This window comes from Rhodocyclus tenuis (genome assembly GCF_014197755.1).
GTDB lineage: Bacteria > Pseudomonadota > Gammaproteobacteria > Burkholderiales > Rhodocyclaceae > Rhodocyclus > Rhodocyclus tenuis.
The window spans coordinates 55,077-77,203 of sequence record NZ_JACIGE010000004.1 but is presented as its reverse complement, the minus strand read 5'-3'; the positions used below and the strand labels follow the sequence as shown (position 1 = coordinate 77,203).

Genomic DNA, 22,127 nt, shown 5'->3' with positions numbered 1-22,127 from the left:
TGGCCTGGCACTCAGAAATTCTCGGCGGCTTGCGGCCTGCCGAACAGGTAGCCCTGAAAAGCGGTGCAGCCGTATTCGACCAACAGCCGGTACTGCGCCTCGGTCTCGACGCCTTCGGCGATTACTTCGAGCCCCAGCCCCTGCCCGAGCGCGATGACCGCACGCACGATTGCCGCAGAATCGTCATCGCTGCCGAGTCCGCGAACGAAAGACTGGTCGATCTTCAGCTGATCGAGAGGCAGGTGGCGGAGACAGGAAAGCGACGAGTAACCGGTGCCGAAATCGTCAAGCGAGAAGCCGACGCCAATGGCACCGATGTCGCGCATGCTCGCTGCTATTGCATCAACGTCGTCAAGCACGCTTTCGGTCAGTTCCAGTTTCAACCGGGCCGGATCGGCGCCGGCGCCGGTCACTGCCCGCCGCACCACGTCGGCAAATCCGGCCTGACGAAACTGGCGACGGCTGACGTTCACCGAGACGCACAGCGCACGCATCGCCGGAGCCGCGGACCAGACGACCAGTTGCCGGCAGGCCTCGCGCAAAGCCCATTCGCCGAGCGGGATGATCAGGCCGGTTTCTTCAGCCAGCGGGATGAACTCGGCTGGGGAAACCATGCCGCGTTCCGGATCCTGCCAGCGGGCCAGCGCTTCGACGCCGATCGGCAGGCCATCTGCATTCACCTGCCACTGGTAGTGGAGACGCAGTTCGCCCTGCGCGATCGCGCGCCGCAAGCCTGCTTCAAGCCGTGTGCGCGCATCAAGCGCAGCCTGCATCTGCGGATCGAAAAAGCGCACCGTGTTGCGACTGGCAGCCTTGGCCTGATACATGGCGACGTCGGCATGACGGAGAAGGTCGTCGATGCTCGCCTCGTTGCCCTGGAACAGCGTCAAGCCGATGCTGCAGGTGCAATGGTAGATATCCTCGGGCACTGCCGCTGACAGCGTAGCAGCGGCGCTCGGCGCGTCAGCGGACTGGCGCGGCGGCGCGCGCAGAAGGAATGGCTGGGCGATGGACAAACGCAGTTTTTCGGCGACAGCCTCGGCCTTGTTCGCCGCGCGGTCGGGCTCGCTGTCGAGGTCTTCGAGCATGACGATAAACTCGTCGCCACCCAGGCGGGCCACCGTATCGCCCTCGCGCACGCCGTCATCGAGGCGACGCGCCACCTCGCTCAGCAACTGGTCGCCGATTTCGTGCCCACGCGTGTCGTTGAGCAGCTTGAAGTGATCGAGGTCGAGGAACATCAGTGCCGACCAGCGCCCATGGCGCGCACTGGCCGCCAGCGCCTGCGCCAGCCGGTCGCGCAGCAGGCGCCGGTTGGGCAAACCGGTGAGCGGATCGAAGAAGGCCAGACTGTGGATCTGCGCTTCCGCCTGCTTGCGCTCGCTGATATCGGAAAAAGCACCGACGTAGTGGCTGATGCCGCCAGCGGCGGAAAACACCGCGGTGATCGTCATCCACTGCGGATAAATGTTGCCATCCTTGCGCCTGTTCCAGATCTCGCCCTGCCAGAAACCGCTGGCGGCCAGCGTCTCGTACATCTCGCGGTAGAAGGCCTGATCATGACGCCCGGACTTGAGCAGCGTTGGCGTCTGGCCGATCGCCTCGGCCGCGCTGTAACCGGTCAGGCGGGTGAATGCGTCGTTTACGCGGATGATCTGCCGCGCCGCATCGGTGATGATGATGCCTTCCTGTGTCTGAAACGCCGCCGCCGCAATCTGCAGCTCGTCGGCGCGCTTGATGCTCGTTATTTCGTCATGGGCGATCACCGCCCCTTCGCGGTCGTCGAGACGGCGGACGCGCAATTCAAACCAGTGGTTCTCGCCATGCCCGGCTTCGTGCTGGCGGCCGGAACAGACGTATTCGATGCGTGCCGACTGGCAGCGACCGGCAAGCACGTCGGCGATGGCGGTGACGGCCTCGCGTTCACATTCGGCATCGCTGGCACAGAGCAAGCCGTTCGGGCACAGCGAAAAATAGTCGGCGCCAAGGCTGTCGCCGAACAGTGGTGCCGCCGCCCCCACCAGCGACGGTCCGTCGGCCAGGCGCCGCCAGGCATCATTGACGCGAATGATGGTGCCGTCGGCGTCGAGCACGCAGACACATTCGCTGAACGAATCGAGGATGCTGCGGTTGAGGCTGTCGCTGGCGCGCAGCCCCTGCTCGGCGCGTTTCAGGGCATCGATATCGACGCAGCTGCCGATATAGCCGACAAAATTGCCGGCCCCGTCAAAACGCGGCGCGCCGTTATCGAGCAACCAGCGGTAAGAGCCGTCGTGATGATGCAGGCGGTACTCCATGGTGAAGCGACGCCGGGCGTCGAATGCACTTTCATAGGTGCTGAAACAGCGCTCGACATCGTCCGGATGCACGCCTTCGACCCAGCCGTTGCCAAACTCCTGCGCGAAAGTGCGACCGGTAAACTCGAGCCAGGCGCGATTGAAATAGTCACAACGCTTGTCCAGCGCCGCCATCCAGATCAGTACCGGTGCCGCGTCGGCGAGTTCGCGGAAACGTGCCTCGCTTTCGCGCAGCGCGCCTTCAACCGACTCGATCGACGCGATCAGTGCGTTTACGCTGGCCGCAAGGTCGCCGATTTCATCGTTGCGCGCAATCGGCAAGGCTTGCCGCGGTACCTCGCCGCGACTCATCGCGCGCAGACGGCGGGAAATCGCAGCCAGTGGCGCCAGCTCATAGTGCAGCACCAGCCAGGCAATCAGGGCGCCAACGATGGTCAGCAGCGTGGCGATGACGAACAGGCGTTGCTGCATTTCGTGAACCGGAACGAAAGCTTCGGCCGTCGGCAACACCGCGACCACCAACCAGTTCACAGCGGAAAGCCTGCGCGCCGAAGCGAGCTCCTCGACCCCTTGCGAGTTGATGGCGACGCCCGAACCTTCCGCGCCGGCCATGAAGCGATCATGATTGGCGTTGTTCCCCGGTGGCGGAATGGCCTGCATCACCCGTGACCGGTCAGTCGCCGCGACAAAAACAGCGCTCTTCGGCGCAATGACCAGATAGCCGCCGCCCTCGCCGTAGCGATGCGCCGTCAAGTCATCGAAGAAATTCGGCAAGCCCAGATGCGTCACCCCGATCAATGCGCCGATCACCTTGCCCTGGCGATCGTCGATCGGGACGATGATGGAGATGACAGGTTGTCCCGTTCGCTTGCCGGTCAACGGATCGGTGATGCGCGGCTGGCCACTGTCGAGCACCGCGCGGACATCCGCAAACGAACTGTAGTCGCCGCCGGTGCGTCCGAGCTCGGCCGGAACACTGGCGATTGCCGTCGCATCGCGGCCGACGACGAACAAGCCCCAGTTGAACATGGTGCGCAGTGCGATGCGCTCTTCCAGCACGCTCTGCGCGTTTGCCGCCGCATCCCGGGACAGGAGCGGCGCACTCATGCGTTTGGCGACCGCCTGCAGGGCACGCTGCCGTTCGTTCAGCTCGCGATCGAGATCCGCCGCAACAAACGAAACCGCCGAGAACTGCTGCGTCGCGAGCATGCGCTCGATGTCCTGCCGCAGGAAATGGCTGGCGAACAGCGCCGATCCCCACAGCGCGAAGATCAGTACAGCCAGCGCGATCAGCGTGACGCGTGCGCGCGCCGAGTTCTGCAGGCGAACGCCAAGCACTGGCGCCGGAGCAGAGCCTGACGACGCGGTAATTTGCGCTGGCCCGATCGATGAAGATGACATTTCCGGCACGACCCGGTTGACTGCCAAGAATTTGAATTGACGGACATACTAACCTGCTTATCGATTCGCTCAAATAACATAGGCATGGGCCATGAATGCGCCGGAAAATTCCGCCTGCAGGCGACTCCTGCTATAGTTCGGCCTGCCTTGCGCAGGCGCCTTGCCGGCGACTGCGCCCCTCGTCCGCCGAGCGCCCCGCGTGTTCGGCGGCGTTGTTTTTATGCGCGGCGTCGCCGCACGGACTGTTGATGAACGCCCTGCCCTATCCGCCCGAACTGCTGCGCGATGTCGCGCGTCGCCGCACCTTCGCCATCATTTCTCACCCCGACGCGGGCAAGACGACACTGACCGAGAAGCTGCTGCTGTTCGGCGGCGCCATCCAGCTCGCCGGCACGGTCAAGGCACGCAAGAGCGCGCGGCACGCTACTTCCGACTGGATGGAAGTAGAAAAGCAGCGCGGCATTTCGGTGACCAGCTCGGTGATGCAGTTCGAGTATCAGGAGCACGTCGTCAACCTGCTCGACACGCCGGGGCACGAGGACTTCTCGGAAGACACCTACCGCGTGCTCACCGCGGTCGACGCGGCGGTGATGGTCATCGACGCGGCGAAAGGCGTCGAAGCGCAGACAATCAAGCTGCTCGAAGTCTGCCGCATGCGCAACACGCCGATCATCACCTTCGTGAACAAGTTCGACCGCGAAGTGCGCGAACCTTTCGAGCTGCTCGAGGAAATCGAGGCGGTGCTCGGCATTGAATGTGCGCCGATCACCTGGCCGATCGGCATGGGCAAGACCTTCCGTGGTGTCTATCACCTGCGCGAAGACTCGCTGCTGCGCTTCGCCCCGGGCGAGGAAAAGAGGAGCGAAGCGGAGAAGCTCGACGGTATCGACAACCCGCTGCTCGCCGCACAGTTCCCGCTCGAAGTCGGCAAGCTGCGCGAGGATGTCGAGCTGCTGCGCGACGCGAGCAGCCCGTTCAACCTTGACGATTTCCTCGCCGGGCGGCAGACGCCGGTCTTCTTCGGCTCGGGCATCAACAACTTCGGCGTTCAGGAAATCCTGCAGGCGCTGCTCGACTGGGCGCCGGCACCGCTCGAACGCGATGGCGGCGCGCGTCAGGTACAACCGGCCGAACCGGCGTTCACCGGTTTCGTGTTCAAGATCCAGGCCAACATGGACCCGCGCCACCGCGACCGGATTGCCTTCTTCCGCGTCTGCTCGGGTCGCTATTCGTCGGGAATGAAGGTCAAGCACGTGCGCCTCGACCGCGAGATCAAGCTCGCCAACGCGCTCACCTTCATGGCCAACGAGCGCGTGCTGATGGAAGATGCGGTCGCCGGCGACATCATCGGCATCCACAACCACGGCCAGCTGCACATCGGCGACACCTTGACCGAGGGCGAAACACTCGGCTTCAAGGGAATTCCGTACTTCTCGCCCGAACTCTTCCGTCAGGCGCGCCTGCGCGACCCGCTGAAGAGCAAGCAGTTGCAGAAGGGACTGCAGGAGCTGGGTGAGGAAGGTGCCATCCAGGTCTTCGAAAACCTGGCCAGCGGTGCGCTGCTGCTCGGCGCCATCGGTCAGCTGCAGTTCGAAGTCGTGGCGCAGCGTCTGCAGACCGAATACAAGGTCGATGCGATCTTCGAGGCGGCCGACATCTACACCGCGCGCTGGCTGACCTTCCCCGACGAAACGACGCGACGCAACTTCGAGCGCGAGCAGCAGCACCGCATGGGCCGCGACGTGGACGGCAACATCGTCTATCTCGCCAGCACGCGCTACAACCTCGACGTCACGCGCGAAAAGTGGAGCAAGGTCGGCTTCCACGCGTCGCGCGAGCACGGCCAGATTCTCGGCTGACCAGGGGCGGTGTCTGCGGACGCCGCCCCCGGTCTTGCTGATCCGGCAGTCGACGCCGTCGATTGCCACTTTGCCGGCTGGCTCACGTCGTGCGCCGGCAAGCGAATGACTCGTGCCGCCCCGGCGGACAGCCTGGTGCGAAATATTCGCTGGCGCACGCTCGCTCAATGGCACTTTCCTCGCTGATGACAGGTCAATGACCCGAGCGCGCTCTTTGTGCGAAAACAGGAGCATGGGCAGCATGTCGGCAAGCTTGTAAATACCGACGCTTGCTCGACGCATGGCGCAGTCCTGCGCATTCGCTTACACAGCCAGCATTGGCTTCAATAGAATTCGCCATTGTCGATGACGGAGCTTTGTTGCGACGATCCTCAGACCGGTTTTCCAGTCAGGCTTTGTCGACGACTGGCGATGCCGCCGCTCTTCCGGAAAGGACGCAGGCAAATTGCACGGGACGGATAGTTCGCAGGAATTCAGCACGCTGCGGAAGGGCCGATCGCATCTCGCTCCTTTACTCGCCAGCTGCCTGTTCATGGTGGCAGTGATCATCGCGCTGACCGGCTGGGCCATTTTCGAAGAGCGAGCCGATGCCCGACGCGCGGCAGTACTTGCCAGCGCCAACGTCGCGCAGATCCTCGCGGACAATTTCACCAGCAGTGTCAGGCAGATTGACCTGGGGCTGCTCGCCATCATCGACGAGATGGCTCGCCAGAAAAGAAGTGCTCGCATCGACGCGGCGGCACTCGCAGCCACCATCGACAGGCAGAACTCCCGCCTGCGCGAAACGCTGGGCTTTCGCATCTTTGGCGCCGATGGTGCGCTGCAGGCAGGCTCGGCCAATCTTGCCCAGCCCTACGGCAACATCGCGCAGCGCAATTACTTCATGGCGCACCGCGACAATGCCGATTCCGGCCTGCTGGTCGGCCCGGCGGAGTTCGGTCTGACGACGCATACGTGGCGGGTATCGGTATCGCGCAGGATCTCGAACCCCAACGGCTCCTTCGCCGGGGTCGTGATCTGCTCGATACCGACCAAGGTCCTGTCCGAGAACTTCGCCAAAGTGGACATGGGCAGCAAGGGCGAAGTATTACTGGCGCACGCGGATGCCGGTCTGGCCGCACGCTTCCCTGAAGTCGAGCGCTCGGACGAACTGAGCTTCGACGGTAAGCTGGATCCGCGCTTCCTGGAAATCATCCGCTCCGGCGCCCGTATCGCCCAGTACGAATACCGTTCGCCGGTAGATGCTGTCGACCGTCTGGCGACGGTTCGCTGGGTCGAGGGTTTCCCGTACTACCTGCTGGTCGGCGTTGCCGAGGAAGACTATCTGGCGAAGTGGCGGCGCAACACGCTGTGGTTGCTGCTATTTGCCTCGCTGATGTCGGCTGCGGTAGTCGCCGGAGCGATGAACATTCATCGCCGCATCAGCAACGCCGGGATCGCCGACGCGGCCCTGCGCGCCAACGAATTCCGCTGGAAGTCGGCACTCGAAGGCGCCGGTGCCGGCGTCTGGGACTGGGACGTGCCCAGCGGGGAAATCCGCTATTCGGCGGGTTGGCGCGAGATGCTCGGTTACGACGAGGAGGATATCCTGCCAGGCCGTGCTCAATCGCAGGCGCTCATTCATCCCGACGATCACACGCGCGTTGCCGCGGCGGTGCGTGAGCACCTTGCTGGCAAGACACCCCGTTTTCTCGCCGAACTGCGCCTGCGCTGCAAGGATGGCCAGTACCGCTGGATTCTCAGCCGCGGCATGATCATCAACCACGGCGCCGACGGCAAACCGCTGCGCATGATCGGCACCAGCACCGACATCAGCGCGCGCAAACGGGATGAAGAGCAGTTGCGCCTCTCCGAAAACGTGTTCACCCACGCCCAGGAAGCCATCGTGCTCTGTGATGTCGATTCCGGCACCACGGTCATTGATGTCAATCCCGCCTTCACGCGCATTACGGGCTATCTGCGCGAGGAAGTCATCGGCAGGCGGGTCAGTGAACTCGAAGCGTTCCGCTACGCGCAGGACGTTTTCGAAGCAACCCAGCGCGCTCTGCTTGCGGTCGGTTATTGGTCAGGTGAAAAGACGCATTACCGCAAGAATGGCGATAGCTACCCGGTATTCCTCAGGGTCAGCGCCGTACGCGACGATACAGGAGCCGCGAATCAGTTCGTCGCCTTCTTTTCCGACATCAGCCAGCAAAAAGAGCAACAGCGGCAACTCGAGCAGGCTGCCTACTGCGACACCTTGACGGGCTTGCCCAACCGTCGTCTGCTGCGCGACCGCCTGACGCTGGCGCTGGCAGGCAACAAACGCAACGGCTTGCATGGCGCACTGCTGCTGCTTGACCTCGACAATTTCAAACCGCTCAACGACGAGCACGGACACGCGCTGGGCGATTTGCTGCTGATCGAAGTTGCGCGCCGCCTTGGCGCCAGCGTACGCGAAGTCGATACCGTGGCGCGCCTCGGCGGCGACGAGTTCGTGGTCGTACTGACCGGACTGAACGCGGACGCAGCACTGTGCCGACGCGAAGCACAGCTCGTTGCCGAAAAGATCCGCTCGCTGCTTGCCGAAACCTACGTGCTGCCGTTGAGCGAGGATGGCGGGGAGGCATCGTTCGTTGAACATCACTGTACGGCGAGCATCGGCGTAACGCTGTTCAAGCACCCGGACAGTTACCCGGACGAGATTCTCCAGCGCGCCGACAAGGCGATGTACGCCGCCAAGGAATCAGGTCGCAACGCGATCGGGTTTTATCCCGAAACCGCTGTGCCAGCGACAACGACCGACGAACTCGCCGGGAAGCTGATTCATCTCAACTGGTCGCCCGACTACGAATGCGGCAACCGCCTGATTGATGATCAGCACCGGGCCCTCGTCGCTGCCGCCAACAGGCTGTTGACGAATATTCTCACCGGCCACCAGGAAACGCAGTTGGCCGCACAGATCGACGCACTGATGCAAGATCTGGTTCAGCACTTCAAGGACGAGGAGGCGATCTTCACCGCCGCCGGTTTCCCCGACAGCGACGGGCACAAGGCGATCCACCGCCAGCTGGTCGAAGAGGCGGTGGCGATTGTCGAGCACTTTCATTCCGGCCAGCTTGACGTCGGCGAAATGTTCAAGTTTCTCGCGCAGAACGTGGTCACCCAGCACATCCTCAGTGCTGACCGGGCTTTCTTCCCTTATGTGCGTTAAAAAACTCTCGGCGCTGCGCCCTGACGGCCTCGGGCAGGCAGTCGACGAGCCAGGGCGCACGCCGCTCCAAAAAACAGAGGGCACCGCACTGGCACCCCTGTCCGCGGAGAGAGCTTGACGCGCGGATGCGCGCAGTGGCTCCGTCTAGAAGTGCAAGGCGCGCTTGTCGCAAGCCAGCGCGGCTTCATGCACTGCTTCCGACAAGGTCGGGTGGCCGTGGCAGATGCGCGCGATGTCCTCCGAAGAAGCACCGAACTCAAGCGCCGTCACACCTTCCATGATCAGCTCGGAGGCGTTGGCGCCGACGATGTGCAGGCCGAGAACGCGGTCGGTCTTGGCGCAGGCGAGCATCTTGACGAAACCGGTGGTCTCGCCCATGCCCAGCGCGCGGCCGTTGGCCATGAACGGAATCTTGCCGACCTTGTAGGCGACGCCGTCGGCCTTGAGCTGCTGTTCGGTCTTGCCGACCCAGGCGATTTCGGGGCTGGTGTAGATCACCCACGGAATGGTGTCGAAGTTGCAGTGTCCGGCCTGCCCGGCCATCAGCTCGGCGACCATGACGCCCTCTTCCATCGCCTTGTGCGCCAGCATCGGACCGCGTACCACGTCGCCGACCGCCCAGACATTGGGCAGGTTGGTACGGCAGCGATCGTCGACGCTGATGCGGCCGCTGGCGTCGAGCGCCAGGCCAACGACTTCGGCGTTGAGGCCGTCGGTATTCGGCACGCGACCGACCGAAACGATCAGGCGGTCGGCGTCGAGCTTGTGTTCCTTGCCTTCGGCATCGGTGTACTCGATCGCCACCGCGTCAGCAGCGGCCTTGACGCTGTCGATACGCACGCCGAGCCGGATGTTCAGGCGCTGTTTGGCAAAGGACTTGGCCGCTTCGCGGGCGACATCGGCATCGGCGCTGGCGAGGAACTGCGGCGCCGCCTCGAGCAGCGTCACTTCCGCACCGAGGCGGCTCCACACGCAGCCCATTTCCAGACCGATGACGCCAGCGCCGATGATCGCCAGCTTCTTCGGCACGGCGTCGATGTCGAGCGCGCCGACATTGTCGCAGACGATGCGGTTGTCGACCGGAACACCCGGCAGATGGCGTGCGCGCGAGCCGGTGGCGATGATCACCTGCGTCGCTTCGACGCTCTCGTCACCGACCTTCATCTGCCAGTTGGCACCGTTGCGGCCGATGAAGGCGCCGCGACCGGGCAGGAAGCTGACCTTGTTCTTCTTGAACAGGCCACGGATGCCGCCGGTGAGCTGGCCGACGATGGTGTTCTTGCGCTCGAGCATGCGCGCGACGTCGATTTCCGGCGTGCCGACGCGGATGCCCTGTTCGGCAAAACTGTGCGCTGCCTCCTCGAACAGATGCGAGGTATGCAGCAGGGCCTTGGTCGGAATGCAGCCGACGTTGAGGCAGGCGCCGCCGAGGCGCGGTTCGCCCTTGGGATCGGCGTAAGCCTTGTCTTCGCAGCAGGCGACCGAAAAACCGAGTTGTGCGGCGCGGATGGCGGCCACGTAGCCGCCGGGGCCGCCGCCGATGACCAGTACGTCAAATTGCTTGGACATGATCGCTCCCAGAATCCTCATGCGGACGCAAGCGCCACATCAGGATTTATTTTAATTACGTTATTTTTCAATAACCAGCGTCTGCACGCGGTACTGCCTGCCGCCGCAGCGGCAGGTGCTGACTTATACGCCGAGTAGCAGGCGGGTCGGATCTTCGAGCGCTTCCTTCATCGCCACCAGAGCGAGCACCGCTTCGCGGCCGTCGATGATGCGATGGTCGTAGGACAGCGCCAGATAGTTGATCGGGCGGATGACGATCTGACCGTCGACCACCACCGGCCGGTCCTTGGTGGCGTGAATGCCGAGGATCGCCGACTGCGGCGGGTTGATGATCGGAGTGGACAGCATCGAACCGAAGACGCCGCCGTTGGAGATCGAGAAGGTGCCGCCGGTGAGGTCTTCCAGCGTCAGCTTGCCTTCCTTGGCCTTCTGCCCGTATTCGACGATCTTCTTCTCGATGTCGGCGACGCTCATCTGGTCGACGTCGCGCAGGATCGGCACGACCAGTCCACGCGGCGCGCTGACGGCGATGCCGATGTCGATGAAGCCGTGATAGACGATGTCGGAGCCATCGACCGAGGCGTTGAGCACCGGATACTTCTGCAGCGCAGCGACCGCCGCCTTTACGAAGAAGCCCATGAAGCCGAGGCGCACGCCATGCGTCTTTTCGAACTTCTCGCCGTACTGCTTGCGCAGCGCGATGATGTGGCTCATGTCGACCTCGTTGAAGGTCGTCAGGATCGCGTTCTCGTTCTTCGACTGCACCAACCGCTCGGCAATGCGCGCGCGCAGGCGTGACATCGGCACACGCTGCTCGGGACGATCGCCCGAGGGCACGACCGGCGTGGCAATTTCAGCGCGCACCGGCGCCGCCGCCGGTGCCGGCTTGGCCGGCTCGGCAAGCGCGTCGGCCTTGGTGACGCGACCGCCACGGCCGCTGCCGAGAACGTCGGCCGGCGTGAGCCCCTTTTCTTCGAGAATCTTGCGCGCTGCCGGCATGGCAACGGCACCGGCAGCGGCTACCGGAGCAGCTTTAGCCGCCGGTGCGGCAGCGGCCGGCGCTGGCGCGGCTTGGGCAGCCTGCGCTTCGGTATCGATGCGCGCGATCAGTTCGCCGGAGACGACGGTGTCGCCGTCATTCTTGACGACTTCGACGAGAACGCCCGCCGCCGGCGCCGGCAGTTCAAGCACAACCTTGTCGGTTTCGATGTCGATCAGGTTTTCGTCGCGGGCAACGGCCTCGCCGGCCTTCTTGCGCCAGGCGACGAGCGTCGCTTCGGCGACCGATTCGGACAACTGGGGAACTTTGACGTCGATGATCATGCTCGCTCCGATACGCTATCTGGGGTGAGGGGATTGCAGTGCGCCCCGCGGGGCGCGTCCATGGAAATGTTCAGAAACGGATTCGCTTTTCGTTCGGTAAAGACTCAATAGTCGATTGCGCCGAGCGCCGAATCGATCAGCGCGCGCTGCTGGGCATTGTGCTTGGCAAGATAGCCAACTGCCGGCGACGCCGAAGCCGGCCGCGATACCAGCAGCAAGCGCTGCTTGTCGCTGAGCGGACCCGACAGATGCTGGCGCGAGGCGATCCAGTACCAGGCGCCCTGGTTGCGCGGCTCGTCCTGGCACCAGACGATCTCGCTGGCGTTCGGGTAACGCGCGATCTCGGCGGCGAACGAATCTTCCGGGAAGGGATAGAGCTGTTCGAGGCGAACAATCGCGATGTGGCCGATCTTGCGTTCGCGCCGGGCGGCGATCAGTTCGTAATAGACCTTGCCCGAGCAGAGCACGACGCGCGTCACCGCCGCCGGATCGAGCGCGTCCACTTCACCAATGACGCGGCGGAATTCGCCGTTGACCATCTCGTCCATCGTCGACACGGCGTCCTTGTGCCGCAGCAGCGATTTCGGCGAGAACACCACCAGCGGCTTGCGTTGCGGCCGGACCGCCTGGCGACGGAGCAGGTGGAAGATCTGCGACGGCGTCGTCGGCTGGCAGACTTCCATGTTCATTTCGGCGCACAGGTTCATGAAGCGCTCGATGCGCGCCGACGAGTGCTCGGGCCCCTGACCTTCGTAACCATGCGGCAACAGCAGCGTCAGGCCGCAGGCGCGTCCCCACTTGGTCTCACCGGAAGCGATGAACTGGTCGATGACCACTTGCGCACCGTTGGCGAAGTCGCCGAACTGCGCTTCCCAGACGACCAGATCGAAAGGCGTCGAACTGGCGTAGCCATATTCGAAAGCGAGCACAGCTTCTTCCGACAGCACCGAATCGAAACACTGGAAGCGCGACTGCTTCTCCTGCAGATGCTCAAGCGGAAAATAGATGCCTTCCTCGCGGTTCTCGCGGTTCTGGTCGTGCAAGGCCGCGTGGCGGTGGAAGAAGGTACCGCGACCGACGTCCTCGCCCGAGATGCGCACGCCGTAACCGGAGACGAGCAGCGTCGCGTAGGCGAGGTTTTCGCCCATGCCCCAGTCGAATGGCTGTCTGCCCTCACCCATCGCGCGCCGGTCGTCGATGATCTTCTTGACGCGGTTGTGCAGGACCATGTTCTCGGGAATCGTCGTCAGCCGCTCGGAAAGTCGACGGATCTCGCTTTCGGGAACGCGCGTATCGACGTTCTCGATGTACTTCTTCGGCAGGAACGACGCCCAGTCGATGGTCAGCGGATGCTTGTAGCCGGCGATCACCGGGTTGTAGAGCAGTTCACCGCGGTCGAGGTGGGCGCGGTAATCGCGGATCATGCGTTCGGGTCCGTCGTCAGGCACCACACCTTCGGCGGCGAGGCGGTCGGCGTAGAGTTTGCGCGTTCCGGGATGTGCCGCAATCTTGCGGTACATCAGCGGCTGCGTCACCATCGGCTCGTCCTGTTCGTTGTGGCCGAGCTTGCGGTAGCAGACGATGTCGACGACGACGTCCTTCTTGAAGGTCTGGCGGAACTCGATGGCGATGCGCGTCACCAGCGCCACCGCTTCCGGATCGTCGCCATTGACGTGGAAGATCGGCGCGTCGGCCATCTTGAAGATGTCGGTACAGTAGAGCGAGGAACGCAGGTCGCGCGGGTCGGAGGTGGTGAAACCGATCTGGTTATTGACCACCAGATGCACCGTGCCACCGACACCATAGCCGCGCGTCTGCGCGAAATTGAGCATTTCTTGGTTGACGCCCTGGCCGGCAACGGCCGAATCGCCGTGAATGACCACTGGCAAAACCTTGTCGCGCCCGACTTTGCCGCGCCGGCACTGGCGGGCGAAAACGGCGCCAACCACCACCGGATTGACGATCTCGAGGTGCGAGGGGTTGAACGCCAGCGTCAACCGGCACGGCCCTCCCGGTGTCGACACGTCCGACGAGTAACCCATGTGGTACTTGACGTCGCCGGAAGACAGATCCTGCGCCTTTTTGCCTTCGAATTCCTCGAACAGCATCGCCGGCGATTTGCCGAGGATATTGACGAGCACATTGAGGCGACCGCGGTGTGCCATGCCGATGACGATTTCGTCGACGCCGCCGGCACCGGCGACGCGCACCAGTTCGTCCATGGCAACGATCGTCGACTCGCCGCCCTCGAGCGAAAAACGTTTCTGTCCGACGTAGCGGGTGTGCAGGTAACGCTCAAGGGTCTCGGCGGCGGTCAGACGTTCGAGAAAGCGCTTTTTCTGCTCGGGCGCATGACCGCCGAGCGAGTGAATCGGCTCGAGGCGTTGCTGCAGCCAGCGCTTCTCGGCGATGTTGTTCATGTACATGTACTCGACGCCGATCGAGCTACAGTAGGTTTCGCGCAGCGCATCAATGATCTTGCCGAAACTGGCACGCTCCTCGACGCCGCGGAACGAGCCGGCGTTGAAGACGGTGTTGCGATCGGCGTCGCCGAGGCCGTGATGCGCCGGATCGAGTTCCGGAATGTCCGGGCGCGGCTGCCGCTTGAGCGGGTCGAGATTGGCCCAGCGTGCGCCGAGAAAGCGGTAGGCATTGATCAGCTGCAGGATGCCGACCTGCTTGCGGTCATCGACCGGTGCTGCGGCAGCGTTGCGGTAACCGCCCTGCCGGGCCAGATCGGCGAAGGCGTTGATGACCGGGGTGTGCGCAACATCGTGGGCGGCAGCGCCAGGTTGTTGCGCCAACTGGTCGAAATACGCCCGCCATTCTTCTGGAACGGTCGCCGGGTTGTCGAGGTAGCGCTCGTAGAGCTCCTCGACGAACGGAGCATTGCCACCGAAGAGGTAGGAATTGCCTGACAGCTGCTTCATCATGAGTTACACCTGCAGTCGGAAAACGCCTGCGCGAGCAAGCAACTCCACGCCGGCCGGCGCAGCAGCCGACGTGGCAAACAAATCCGGGGCGCCCTGCGTCACCCCGGATCTGAAACTCAGCGCTGTTCGAGACTGACGACGTCGCGACGGGCAGCACCAATGTACAGCTGACGCGGCCGACCGATCTTGTATTCCGGATCGATCAGCATTTCTTCCCACTGCGACATCCAGCCGACGGTACGTGCCAGCGCGAAAATGCAGGTGAACATCGAGGTCGGAATACCGAGCGCCTTCTGCACGATGCCGGAGTAGAAATCGACGTTCGGATAAAGTTTCTTGTCGACAAAATAATCGTCTTCGAGCGCGATTTTCTCGAGCGCCAGCGCCAGTTTGAACAGACGATCGTTTTCCAGGCCGAGCTCGCTGAGCACGTCGCCGCAGACCTTGCGCATCAACTTGGCGCGCGGATCGAAGTTCTTGTACACGCGGTGACCGAAGCCCATCAGCTTGAAGCTGTCGTTCTTGTCCTTGGCGCGGGTGATGTACTCGCCGACGCGCGACACGTCGCCGATCTGCTCGAGCATGTTCAGGCAGGCTTCGTTGGCGCCACCGTGTGCCGGCCCCCACAGGCAGGCGATGCCGGCCGAGATGCAGGCGAAGGGGTTGGCGCCCGAAGAACCAGCCAGACGCACCGTCGAGGTCGAGGCGTTCTGCTCGTGGTCGGCATGCAGCGTGAAGATGATGTCGAGCGCGCGCACCAGCACCGGATTCGGCTCGTACTTCTCGCACGGCGTGCCGAACATCATGTGCATGAAATTGGCGGTGTAATCCAGATCGTTGCGCGGGTACATGAAGGGCTCGCCCATCGAGTACTTGTAGGCCATGGCGACGATCGTCGGCATCTTGGCGACGATGCGGTTGAAGCTGATGCTGCGATGCTCGGCATCGTAGAAGTTCATCGCATCGTGATAGAACGCCGACAGCGCGCCGACGACACCGACGAGCACCGCCATCGGGTGCGCGTCACGACGGAAGCCCTGGTAGAACTTCACCAGCTGCTCATGCACCATCGTGTGGCTCTTGATCGTCTTCTCGAAACCGTTCTTCTGCCCGACATTGGGCAGTTCGCCGTTCTTCAGCAGATAGGCGACTTCAAGGAAGTTACATTGCTCGGCAAGCTGTTCGATCGGGTAACCGCGGTAGAGCAGCTCGCCCTTGTCGCCGTCGATGTAGGTGATCTTCGAGGCGCAGCTGGCGGTCGACAGATAGCCGGTATCGTAAGTAAACAGGCCGGTTTTGCCGCCCAGCGTGCGGATGTCGATGCAGTCGTTACCGTGCGTCGGCTTGAGGATCGGGAAATCGACGGGGGCGCTGCCTTCGAGGATCAGACTTGCCTTGCGTTCGGTGCTCATGGTTGGGTCCCTGTTGAGATGGATGATTTCACGAGTTTGCTGCCGGCGTCGTCTCCACTTCCGCCTCAGGCCGGGTTTTCCCGGCTCTCGCGCAGCATGGCCAGAACGGCGGCCTGCTGCGGGTCGTCACACGTCTGGCTGCCATTGACCAGCGGCCAGAGTTCATGGTCGTCCAGATCGGCAAGCACGGCGAAGGCGCGTGCCTGCTCTTCAGTCAATCCATTAAAGCGCTGGTCGAGAAATTCACCCAGCAAAAGGTCGAGTTCAAGAAATGCCCGCCGCGTGCAACGCCAGCGCAAACGGTTCAAATCATCGTGATGCAAGGTCGGCGCCCCGTCAGATCGCACGCCGAACCATCAGTTCCTTGATCTTGCCGATCGCCTTGGTCGGGTTCAGCCCCTTCGGACAGACGTCGACGCAATTCATGATCGTGTGGCAACGGAACAGGCGGTAAGGATCGTTGAGGTCGTCAAGGCGCTCGCTGGTTGCCTGGTCACGCGTGTCGGCGATGAAGCGATACGCGTTGAGCAGGCCGGCCGGACCGACGAAGCGGTCAGGGTTCCACCAGAACGACGGGCACGCGGTCGAGCAGCAGGCGCACAGAATGCACTCGTAGAGGCCGTTGAGTTCCTCGCGGTCTTCCGGCGACTGCAGACGCTCGCGCTCGGGCGGCGGCGTGTCGTTGATCAGGTAAGGCTTGATCGAGTGGTACTGCTTGAAGAACTGGGTCATGTCGACGATCAGGTCGCGGATGACCGGCAGGCCGGGTAAGGGACGCAGCACCACCGGCGACTTCAGCGTGGACACCTCGGTCAGACAGGCCAGACCGTTCTTGCCGTTGATGTTCATCGCGTCGGAACCACAGATGCCTTCGCGGCAGGAGCGGCGGAAGGACAGCGAATCGTCCTGCGACTTGAGCTTGACCAGCACGTCGAGCAACTTGCGGTCGGTCACCGGGTTCACTTCGACCGAGTAATCCTGCATGCGCGGCGCGTCGTCGCGGTCCGGATCGTAGCGGTAAATCTTGAACTGGAGCGTACGGTTCGTCATTCTTATCAACTCCTTGCGACGCGATTCAGTAGGATCGCGTCTTCAGCGCGATGGATTCGACGGTCAGCGGTTCGAGCTTCACCGGTTTGTAGGCGAGGCTGTTACCGTCGCGACTCCACAGGGTGTGTTTCAGCCATTCCGTATCGTTGCGGCCGTTCGGGCGCTCGGCGGTATCCGGCGCGTCATCGCGCACGTGGGCGCCGCGCGATTCGAGGCGGGCGTTGGCCGAGATCATCGTCGCCTTGGCCACTTCGATCAGGTTGTCGAGTTCCAGCGCTTCGACCCGGGCGGTGTTCCACACCTTCGACTTGTCCTTGATCGCAACCTTGCCGACGCGCTGCTCGACCTCGAGAATCTTCTCGACGCCTTCGGCGAGCTTGTCCTTGAAGCGGAAAACGCCGCAATGCGCCTGCATCACACGCTGCAGCGCCAGTCGCGTCTCGTACTCGCTCTCGCCGCCGCTGCGCGCATCGAGTCGTTCGAGGCGCTCGCGCGTGCGCTCGATGGCATCGGCCGGCAGCGAGCGATGTTCGGCCGGCATCTGCTTGAGATCCTCGACCACCGTTTCACCGGAGGCCTTGCCGAAGACCAGCAGATCGAGCAGCGAGTTGGTACCAAGCCGGTTGGCGCCGTGCACCGAAGCACAGGCGCACTCGCCGGCGGCGTAGAAGCCGGGAACCGGCACGTTCGGCTCGTCGCCAACGGGAACGACGACCTGACCCTTGTAGTTGGTCGGGATGCCGCCCATCTGGTAGTGACAGGTCGGCACCACCGGAATCGGCGCCTTGATCGGGTCGACGCCGGCGAACTGGATCGAGATCTCGCGGATGCCGGGAAGCCGCTTCATGATCGTTTCCGGCGGCAGGTGGGTGATGTCGAGCAGGACGAAGTCCTTGTTCGGACCACAGCCACGACCTTCGTTGATTTCGGTGGTCATCGCGCGCGAGACGACGTCGCGCGAAGCGAGATCCTTGGCGTTCGGCGCGTAGCGTTCCATGAAGCGCTCGCCGGAGGCGTTGCGCAGAATACCGCCTTCGCCACGCACGCCCTCGGTGATCAGCACGCCGGCACCGGCGACGCCGGTCGGGTGGAACTGCCAGAACTCCATGTCCTCGAGCGGGATGCCGGCGCGCGCCGCCATGCCCAGACCGTCGCCGGTGTTGATGAAGGCATTGGTCGACGAGGCGAAGATGCGGCCGGCGCCGCCGGTGGCGAAGATCGTCGCCTTGGCGTGGAAGATCGAGACTTCGCCGGTTTCCATTTCCAGCGCGCTGACGCCGAGCACGTGGCCTTCAGCATCGCGGATCAGGTCGAGTGCCATCCATTCGACGAAGAACTGCGTGCGCGCACGCACGTTACGCTGATAGAGCGCGTGCAACATGGCGTGGCCGGTGCGGTCAGCGGCGGCACAGGCGCGGCGCACCGGCTTCTCGCCGAAGTTCGACATATGACCGCCGAACGGGCGCTGGTAGATCTTGCCCTCGTCAGTACGGTCGAAGGGCATGCCGAAGTGTTCCAGTTCGACGACGACTTCCGGCGCCTTGCGGCACATGAACTCGATCGCGTCCTGGTCGCCGAGCCAGTCGGATCCCTTGACCGTGTCGTACATGTGCCAGGTCCAGTGATCGGGCTCGGAATTGCCGAGCGACGCCGAAACACCGCCTTGCGCCGCAACGGTGTGCGAGCGCGTCGGAAACACCTTCGACAGCACCGCCACCTTGAGGCCGGACTCTGACAACTGGATGGCGGCGCGCAGGCCGGCGCCACCGGCACCGACGATCACCGCATCAAACTTGCGTACCGCAATATTCGAATAGCTCACTTACACTCTCCACAGAATCTGCACGGCCCAGCCGGTGTAGCCGATGGTCACGGCCAGCGTCGCCATCAGCAGCAGCAGGCGCACCCCGGTGTTCTTGACGTAGTCCAGCCAGATGTCGCGCACACCGATCCAGGCGTGCCAGAACAGCGCGACCAGATAGATGAAGGTCAGGAAGGCCATGACGCGGTTGTCGAAAATGCCGCGCCATTCGAGATAGGTCGACGGCTGCACCACCGCCATGATGACGAGAATGAGCGTGGCGTAGAGCGCCATCACCAGCGCCGTACCGCGCTGCAGCAGCCAGTCGCCGAATCCGTAGTGGGCGCCAACGAGTTTACGTTTGATCATAGGATGAACGCTCCGATCACCAGCATCAGCGTTGTGCTGGCAGCAAACACCACCTTGGTGGAGAAGCGGGCCGCCTCAAGCTCGACACCCTTGTGCAGGTCGATCAGCAGATAACGCAGGCCGGTGAGGAAATGCTGGATGTAAAACCAGATGAAGCCGAGCAGGATCAGCCTCACGATCAGGTGATTGCCGAGCGCCTTGACCTCGGCAAAGGTTTCCGGTGTCGCCAGACTCCGCTCGAACAACCAGAGGAAGACCGGCAACAAAATGAACAAGGCGGCGCCGGTAAGCCGGTGGATGATCGACAGCACCCCGGGAAGCGGGAGCCGGATCGACATGATGTCCAGATTCTTCGGACGTTTTTTCGTTCTGATAGCGGTATCAGCCATGAAGATCATTCCTCGAATTACGCGGTCGCTTCATTACGACCAAGCGCAGGTGAATCCCGGCCTGCCTGAGTCAATCAAGGCGGGCACTTAACACCCTTGCCACCCAAACCCCCAAAGTGCGCCGGCCATATAGCAGCGCACCACCACTGCAACCCGCATCAGCAACGCGGAAGTGCAGCGCATCCACAGCAGCCGCTTCCAGCCTGTCGCCTGACGAGAATTGAACTGCCAGCGGACAGTCCATTCTTGTGCGCAACGACGCCCCTGGTGGCAGCAGGAAACAAACGCCAGAAGACAAAAAGGCCAACCATCGGCGCATCTCTGAAGCGCCTCACGTCGGCCTCACTCGCCCCCCCGGACAACCTGAAAATTGCCAATGCAACGGACGGCATGATGAAAACCATCCGGAGAAAAACAAAGATCGAGGGGGCCTGATAAACGGATGCTGCGGGCCTCGATTATAGACGATTCAAACGGTCCCGGTCCTCCTCGAACGCGGCCGGCCAGCGCCTTTCCGGCACAGGCTCAGCCAAGTTCATTGTGATAATGGTGATTTTCGGTCGAGTAGAAACCGCGCCGCCATTCAACCGGCTTGTCGCCATAGGTGAAGGCCACGCGCTCGACCAGCAGCAAGGGCGAGCCTTCGGCAACCGACAAGGCCGCAGCGCTAACCCGATCGGCCGAAACCGCGCGCAGACGCTCGTCAGCACGGATCATGCGCACGCCGTAACGTCCCTCGAACAGGCTGTAGAGCGACTCGTCATTGGCGTTGAGCACGTCCATCGAAAAATCGGGAAACAGTTCGGCCGGCAGATACAGTTCGTCGAAGACGACCGGCTTGTCGCCAAAATAGAGCACGCGGCGCAAGATGATGATCGACGCCCCCGGCTCAAGGCCCAGCGTGCGCGCGACATCGGCACCGGCGCGTGCGCGCCAGCATTCGAGCGGCACGCTGCGCGAAGGCGGCAGATCGCCATCGTTGGCGGCAAGCCGCAGGAAACGGAAGAAGGAGCGCGGATCGTTGTGCGTGGCGACGAAAGTGCCCTTGCCCTGACGGCGCACCAGCAGATTGTCGGCGGCCATCTCGTCAATCGCCTTGCGCACCGTCCCCTGACTGACGCCGAAGCGCTGCGCCAGTTCCGACTCGCTGGGAATGGCGTCACCGGGGCCCCACTCACCCGCTTCAAGGCTGGCGAGGATCAGATCCTTGATCTGCCGGTAGAGCGGACTGAAGGTTGGCGATGGCGACGCGGGTCGCGGCGGCGGACGGTTCATGGGTTCAATTTCAGCACAATTTGTGGCAGACGTCTATCCTATTACTGATGTCTTATATAAGACCAGGCGCCCAGAATTGACAGATTCTGTCCATCGCTCCTAACATGAACGTTTTCACCCGTCGCTTTCCATCAGGAGTCAGCACCATGTCAAAAGCCCCCCTGCGCGTTGCCGTTACCGGCGCCGCCGGCCAAATCGGTTACAGCCTGCTCTTCCGCATCGCTTCCGGCGAAATGCTCGGCAAGGATCAGCCGGTCATCCTCCAGCTGCTCGATCTGCCGCAGGCGCAACAGGCCGTCAAGGGCGTGATCATGGAGCTCGACGACTGTGCCTTCCCGCTGCTCGCTGGCGCCTTCACCACCGATGACCCGGCCGTTGCCTTCAAGGATGCCGACGTCTGCCTGCTGGTCGGTGCTCGTCCGCGCAGCAAGGGTATGGAACGTGCCGACCTGCTCACCGCCAACGGTGCCATCTTCACCGTCCAGGGCAAGGCCATCGCCGAAAACGCCAAGGAAGACGTCAAGGTGCTGGTCGTCGGCAACCCGTGCAACACCAATGCCTACATCGCCCGCGCTGCGGCGATCAAGGTCGGCCGCACCAATCCGGCGAACTACCACGGCATGCTGCGCCTCGACCACAACCGCGCGCTGACGCAACTGGCGCAGAAGACCGGCCGTCCGGTTTCCTCGCTCAAGCAACTGGTCGTCTGGGGCAACCACAGTCCGTCGATGTACGCCGACTACCGTTTCGTCACCTCGAACGGCGACAGCGTCAAGGCGCTGATCAACGATCCGGTGTGGAACAACGACGTTTTCCTGCCGACCGTCGGCAAGCGCGGCGCCGCCATCATCGAAGCGCGCGGCCTGTCGTCGGCCGCTTCGGCCGCCAACGCCGCCATCGACCACATCCGTGACTGGGTGCTCGGCTCCGACGAATGGGTCACGCTCGGTGTTCCTTCCGACGGCTCCTACGGCATTCCAGAAGGCATCGTCTTCGGCTTCCCGTGCAAGTGCAGCGGTGGCAAGTACGAGATCATCCAGGGTCTGGAAATCGATGAATACTCGCGCGGCAAGATCAACCTGACGCTGAAGGAGCTCGAAGACGAGCGTGCCGCAGTCGCCAGCATGCTCTGATCGCCCAGGCGTCATCAGCAGTGCAAGGGGCCGCCGCAAGGAGGCCCTTTTTCGTTGACTGGCGTGCTCATCGACGCCGCCGCGCAGTCTGCCCTCGACCAAGACGCGCCGCATCCGCGCAAT

At 63.0% G+C, this 22,127-nt stretch carries 15 protein-coding genes; 4 read left to right on the top strand and 11 right to left on the bottom strand.

From position 1 onward, the window contains the following. Positions 1-11: 11 nt before the first annotated feature. Positions 12-3,698, bottom strand: coding sequence for an EAL domain-containing protein (locus tag GGD90_RS06865; protein ID WP_153115533.1), 3,687 nt, complete (start codon positions 3,696-3,698; stop codon positions 12-14). A gap of 248 nt (positions 3,699-3,946) precedes the next feature. On the opposite strand from GGD90_RS06865, the gene GGD90_RS06860 reads away from it, so the two are divergent. Continuing rightward, positions 3,947-5,557 (top strand): peptide chain release factor 3, encoded by a 1,611-nt coding sequence (locus tag GGD90_RS06860; RefSeq protein WP_153115532.1) that lies wholly within the window; start codon positions 3,947-3,949, stop codon positions 5,555-5,557. 532 nt (positions 5,558-6,089) lie between these two features. Beyond that, positions 6,090-8,750: a bacteriohemerythrin gene (locus tag GGD90_RS06855; RefSeq protein WP_153115531.1), complete on the top strand. Its 2,661-nt coding sequence runs from the start codon at positions 6,090-6,092 to the stop codon at positions 8,748-8,750. Between the two features lie 144 nt (positions 8,751-8,894). Here GGD90_RS06855 and lpdA read toward each other — a convergent pair whose 3' ends face one another. The 9 genes from lpdA to sdhC all read right to left on the bottom strand — a co-directional run bounded on the left by lpdA (position 8,895) and on the right by sdhC (position 19,596). After that, positions 8,895-10,319 (bottom strand): dihydrolipoyl dehydrogenase, encoded by a 1,425-nt coding sequence (lpdA, locus tag GGD90_RS06850; RefSeq protein WP_153115530.1) that lies wholly within the window; start codon positions 10,317-10,319, stop codon positions 8,895-8,897. 123 nt (positions 10,320-10,442) lie between these two features. Further along, on the bottom strand, positions 10,443-11,642 hold the full coding sequence (gene odhB, locus GGD90_RS06845; RefSeq protein WP_153115529.1) for a 2-oxoglutarate dehydrogenase complex dihydrolipoyllysine-residue succinyltransferase: 1,200 nt from the start codon (positions 11,640-11,642) through the stop codon (positions 10,443-10,445). 104 nt (positions 11,643-11,746) lie between these two features. After that, a complete protein-coding gene (locus GGD90_RS06840; RefSeq protein ID WP_153115528.1) occupies positions 11,747-14,575 on the bottom strand; it encodes a 2-oxoglutarate dehydrogenase E1 component in 2,829 nt (942 codons plus the stop codon). Positions 14,576-14,691: 116 nt separating this feature from the next. Then, positions 14,692-15,987: a citrate synthase gene (gltA, locus tag GGD90_RS06835; protein WP_153115527.1), complete on the bottom strand. Its 1,296-nt coding sequence runs from the start codon at positions 15,985-15,987 to the stop codon at positions 14,692-14,694. 65 nt (positions 15,988-16,052) lie between these two features. Continuing rightward, positions 16,053-16,310, bottom strand: a complete 258-nt coding sequence (locus tag GGD90_RS06830) for an FAD assembly factor SdhE (protein ID WP_153115526.1) — start codon at positions 16,308-16,310, stop codon at positions 16,053-16,055. A gap of 13 nt (positions 16,311-16,323) precedes the next feature. Further along, positions 16,324-17,037 (bottom strand): succinate dehydrogenase iron-sulfur subunit, encoded by a 714-nt coding sequence (locus tag GGD90_RS06825; protein ID WP_153115525.1) that lies wholly within the window; start codon positions 17,035-17,037, stop codon positions 16,324-16,326. A gap of 25 nt (positions 17,038-17,062) precedes the next feature. Next, positions 17,063-18,859, bottom strand: a complete 1,797-nt coding sequence (gene sdhA / locus GGD90_RS06820) for a succinate dehydrogenase flavoprotein subunit (RefSeq protein WP_153115524.1) — start codon at positions 18,857-18,859, stop codon at positions 17,063-17,065. Next, positions 18,860-19,207 (bottom strand): succinate dehydrogenase, hydrophobic membrane anchor protein, encoded by a 348-nt coding sequence (sdhD, locus tag GGD90_RS06815; protein WP_153115523.1) that lies wholly within the window; start codon positions 19,205-19,207, stop codon positions 18,860-18,862. It lies immediately after the preceding gene. Further along, complete coding sequence (gene sdhC, locus GGD90_RS06810; RefSeq protein WP_153115522.1) at positions 19,204-19,596, bottom strand: succinate dehydrogenase, cytochrome b556 subunit; 393 nt, start codon at positions 19,594-19,596, stop codon at positions 19,204-19,206. The genes sdhD and sdhC overlap by 4 nt, the downstream gene beginning before the upstream one ends. 267 nt (positions 19,597-19,863) lie before the next feature. Here sdhC and GGD90_RS06805 point away from each other — a divergent pair, with 267 nt between their 5' ends. Beyond that, a complete protein-coding gene (locus tag GGD90_RS06805; RefSeq protein WP_153115521.1) occupies positions 19,864-20,031 on the top strand; it encodes a hypothetical protein in 168 nt (55 codons plus the stop codon). A 90-nt stretch (positions 20,032-20,121) separates the two neighbouring features. Here the strand turns inward: GGD90_RS06805 and GGD90_RS06800 are convergent, their stop codons facing one another. Further along, positions 20,122-20,871 (bottom strand): GntR family transcriptional regulator, encoded by a 750-nt coding sequence (locus GGD90_RS06800; protein ID WP_153115520.1) that lies wholly within the window; start codon positions 20,869-20,871, stop codon positions 20,122-20,124. A gap of 146 nt (positions 20,872-21,017) precedes the next feature. On the opposite strand from GGD90_RS06800, the gene GGD90_RS06795 reads away from it, so the two are divergent. Further along, a complete protein-coding gene (locus tag GGD90_RS06795) occupies positions 21,018-22,004 on the top strand; it encodes a malate dehydrogenase (protein WP_153115519.1) in 987 nt (328 codons plus the stop codon). Positions 22,005-22,127: the final 123 nt, after the last annotated feature.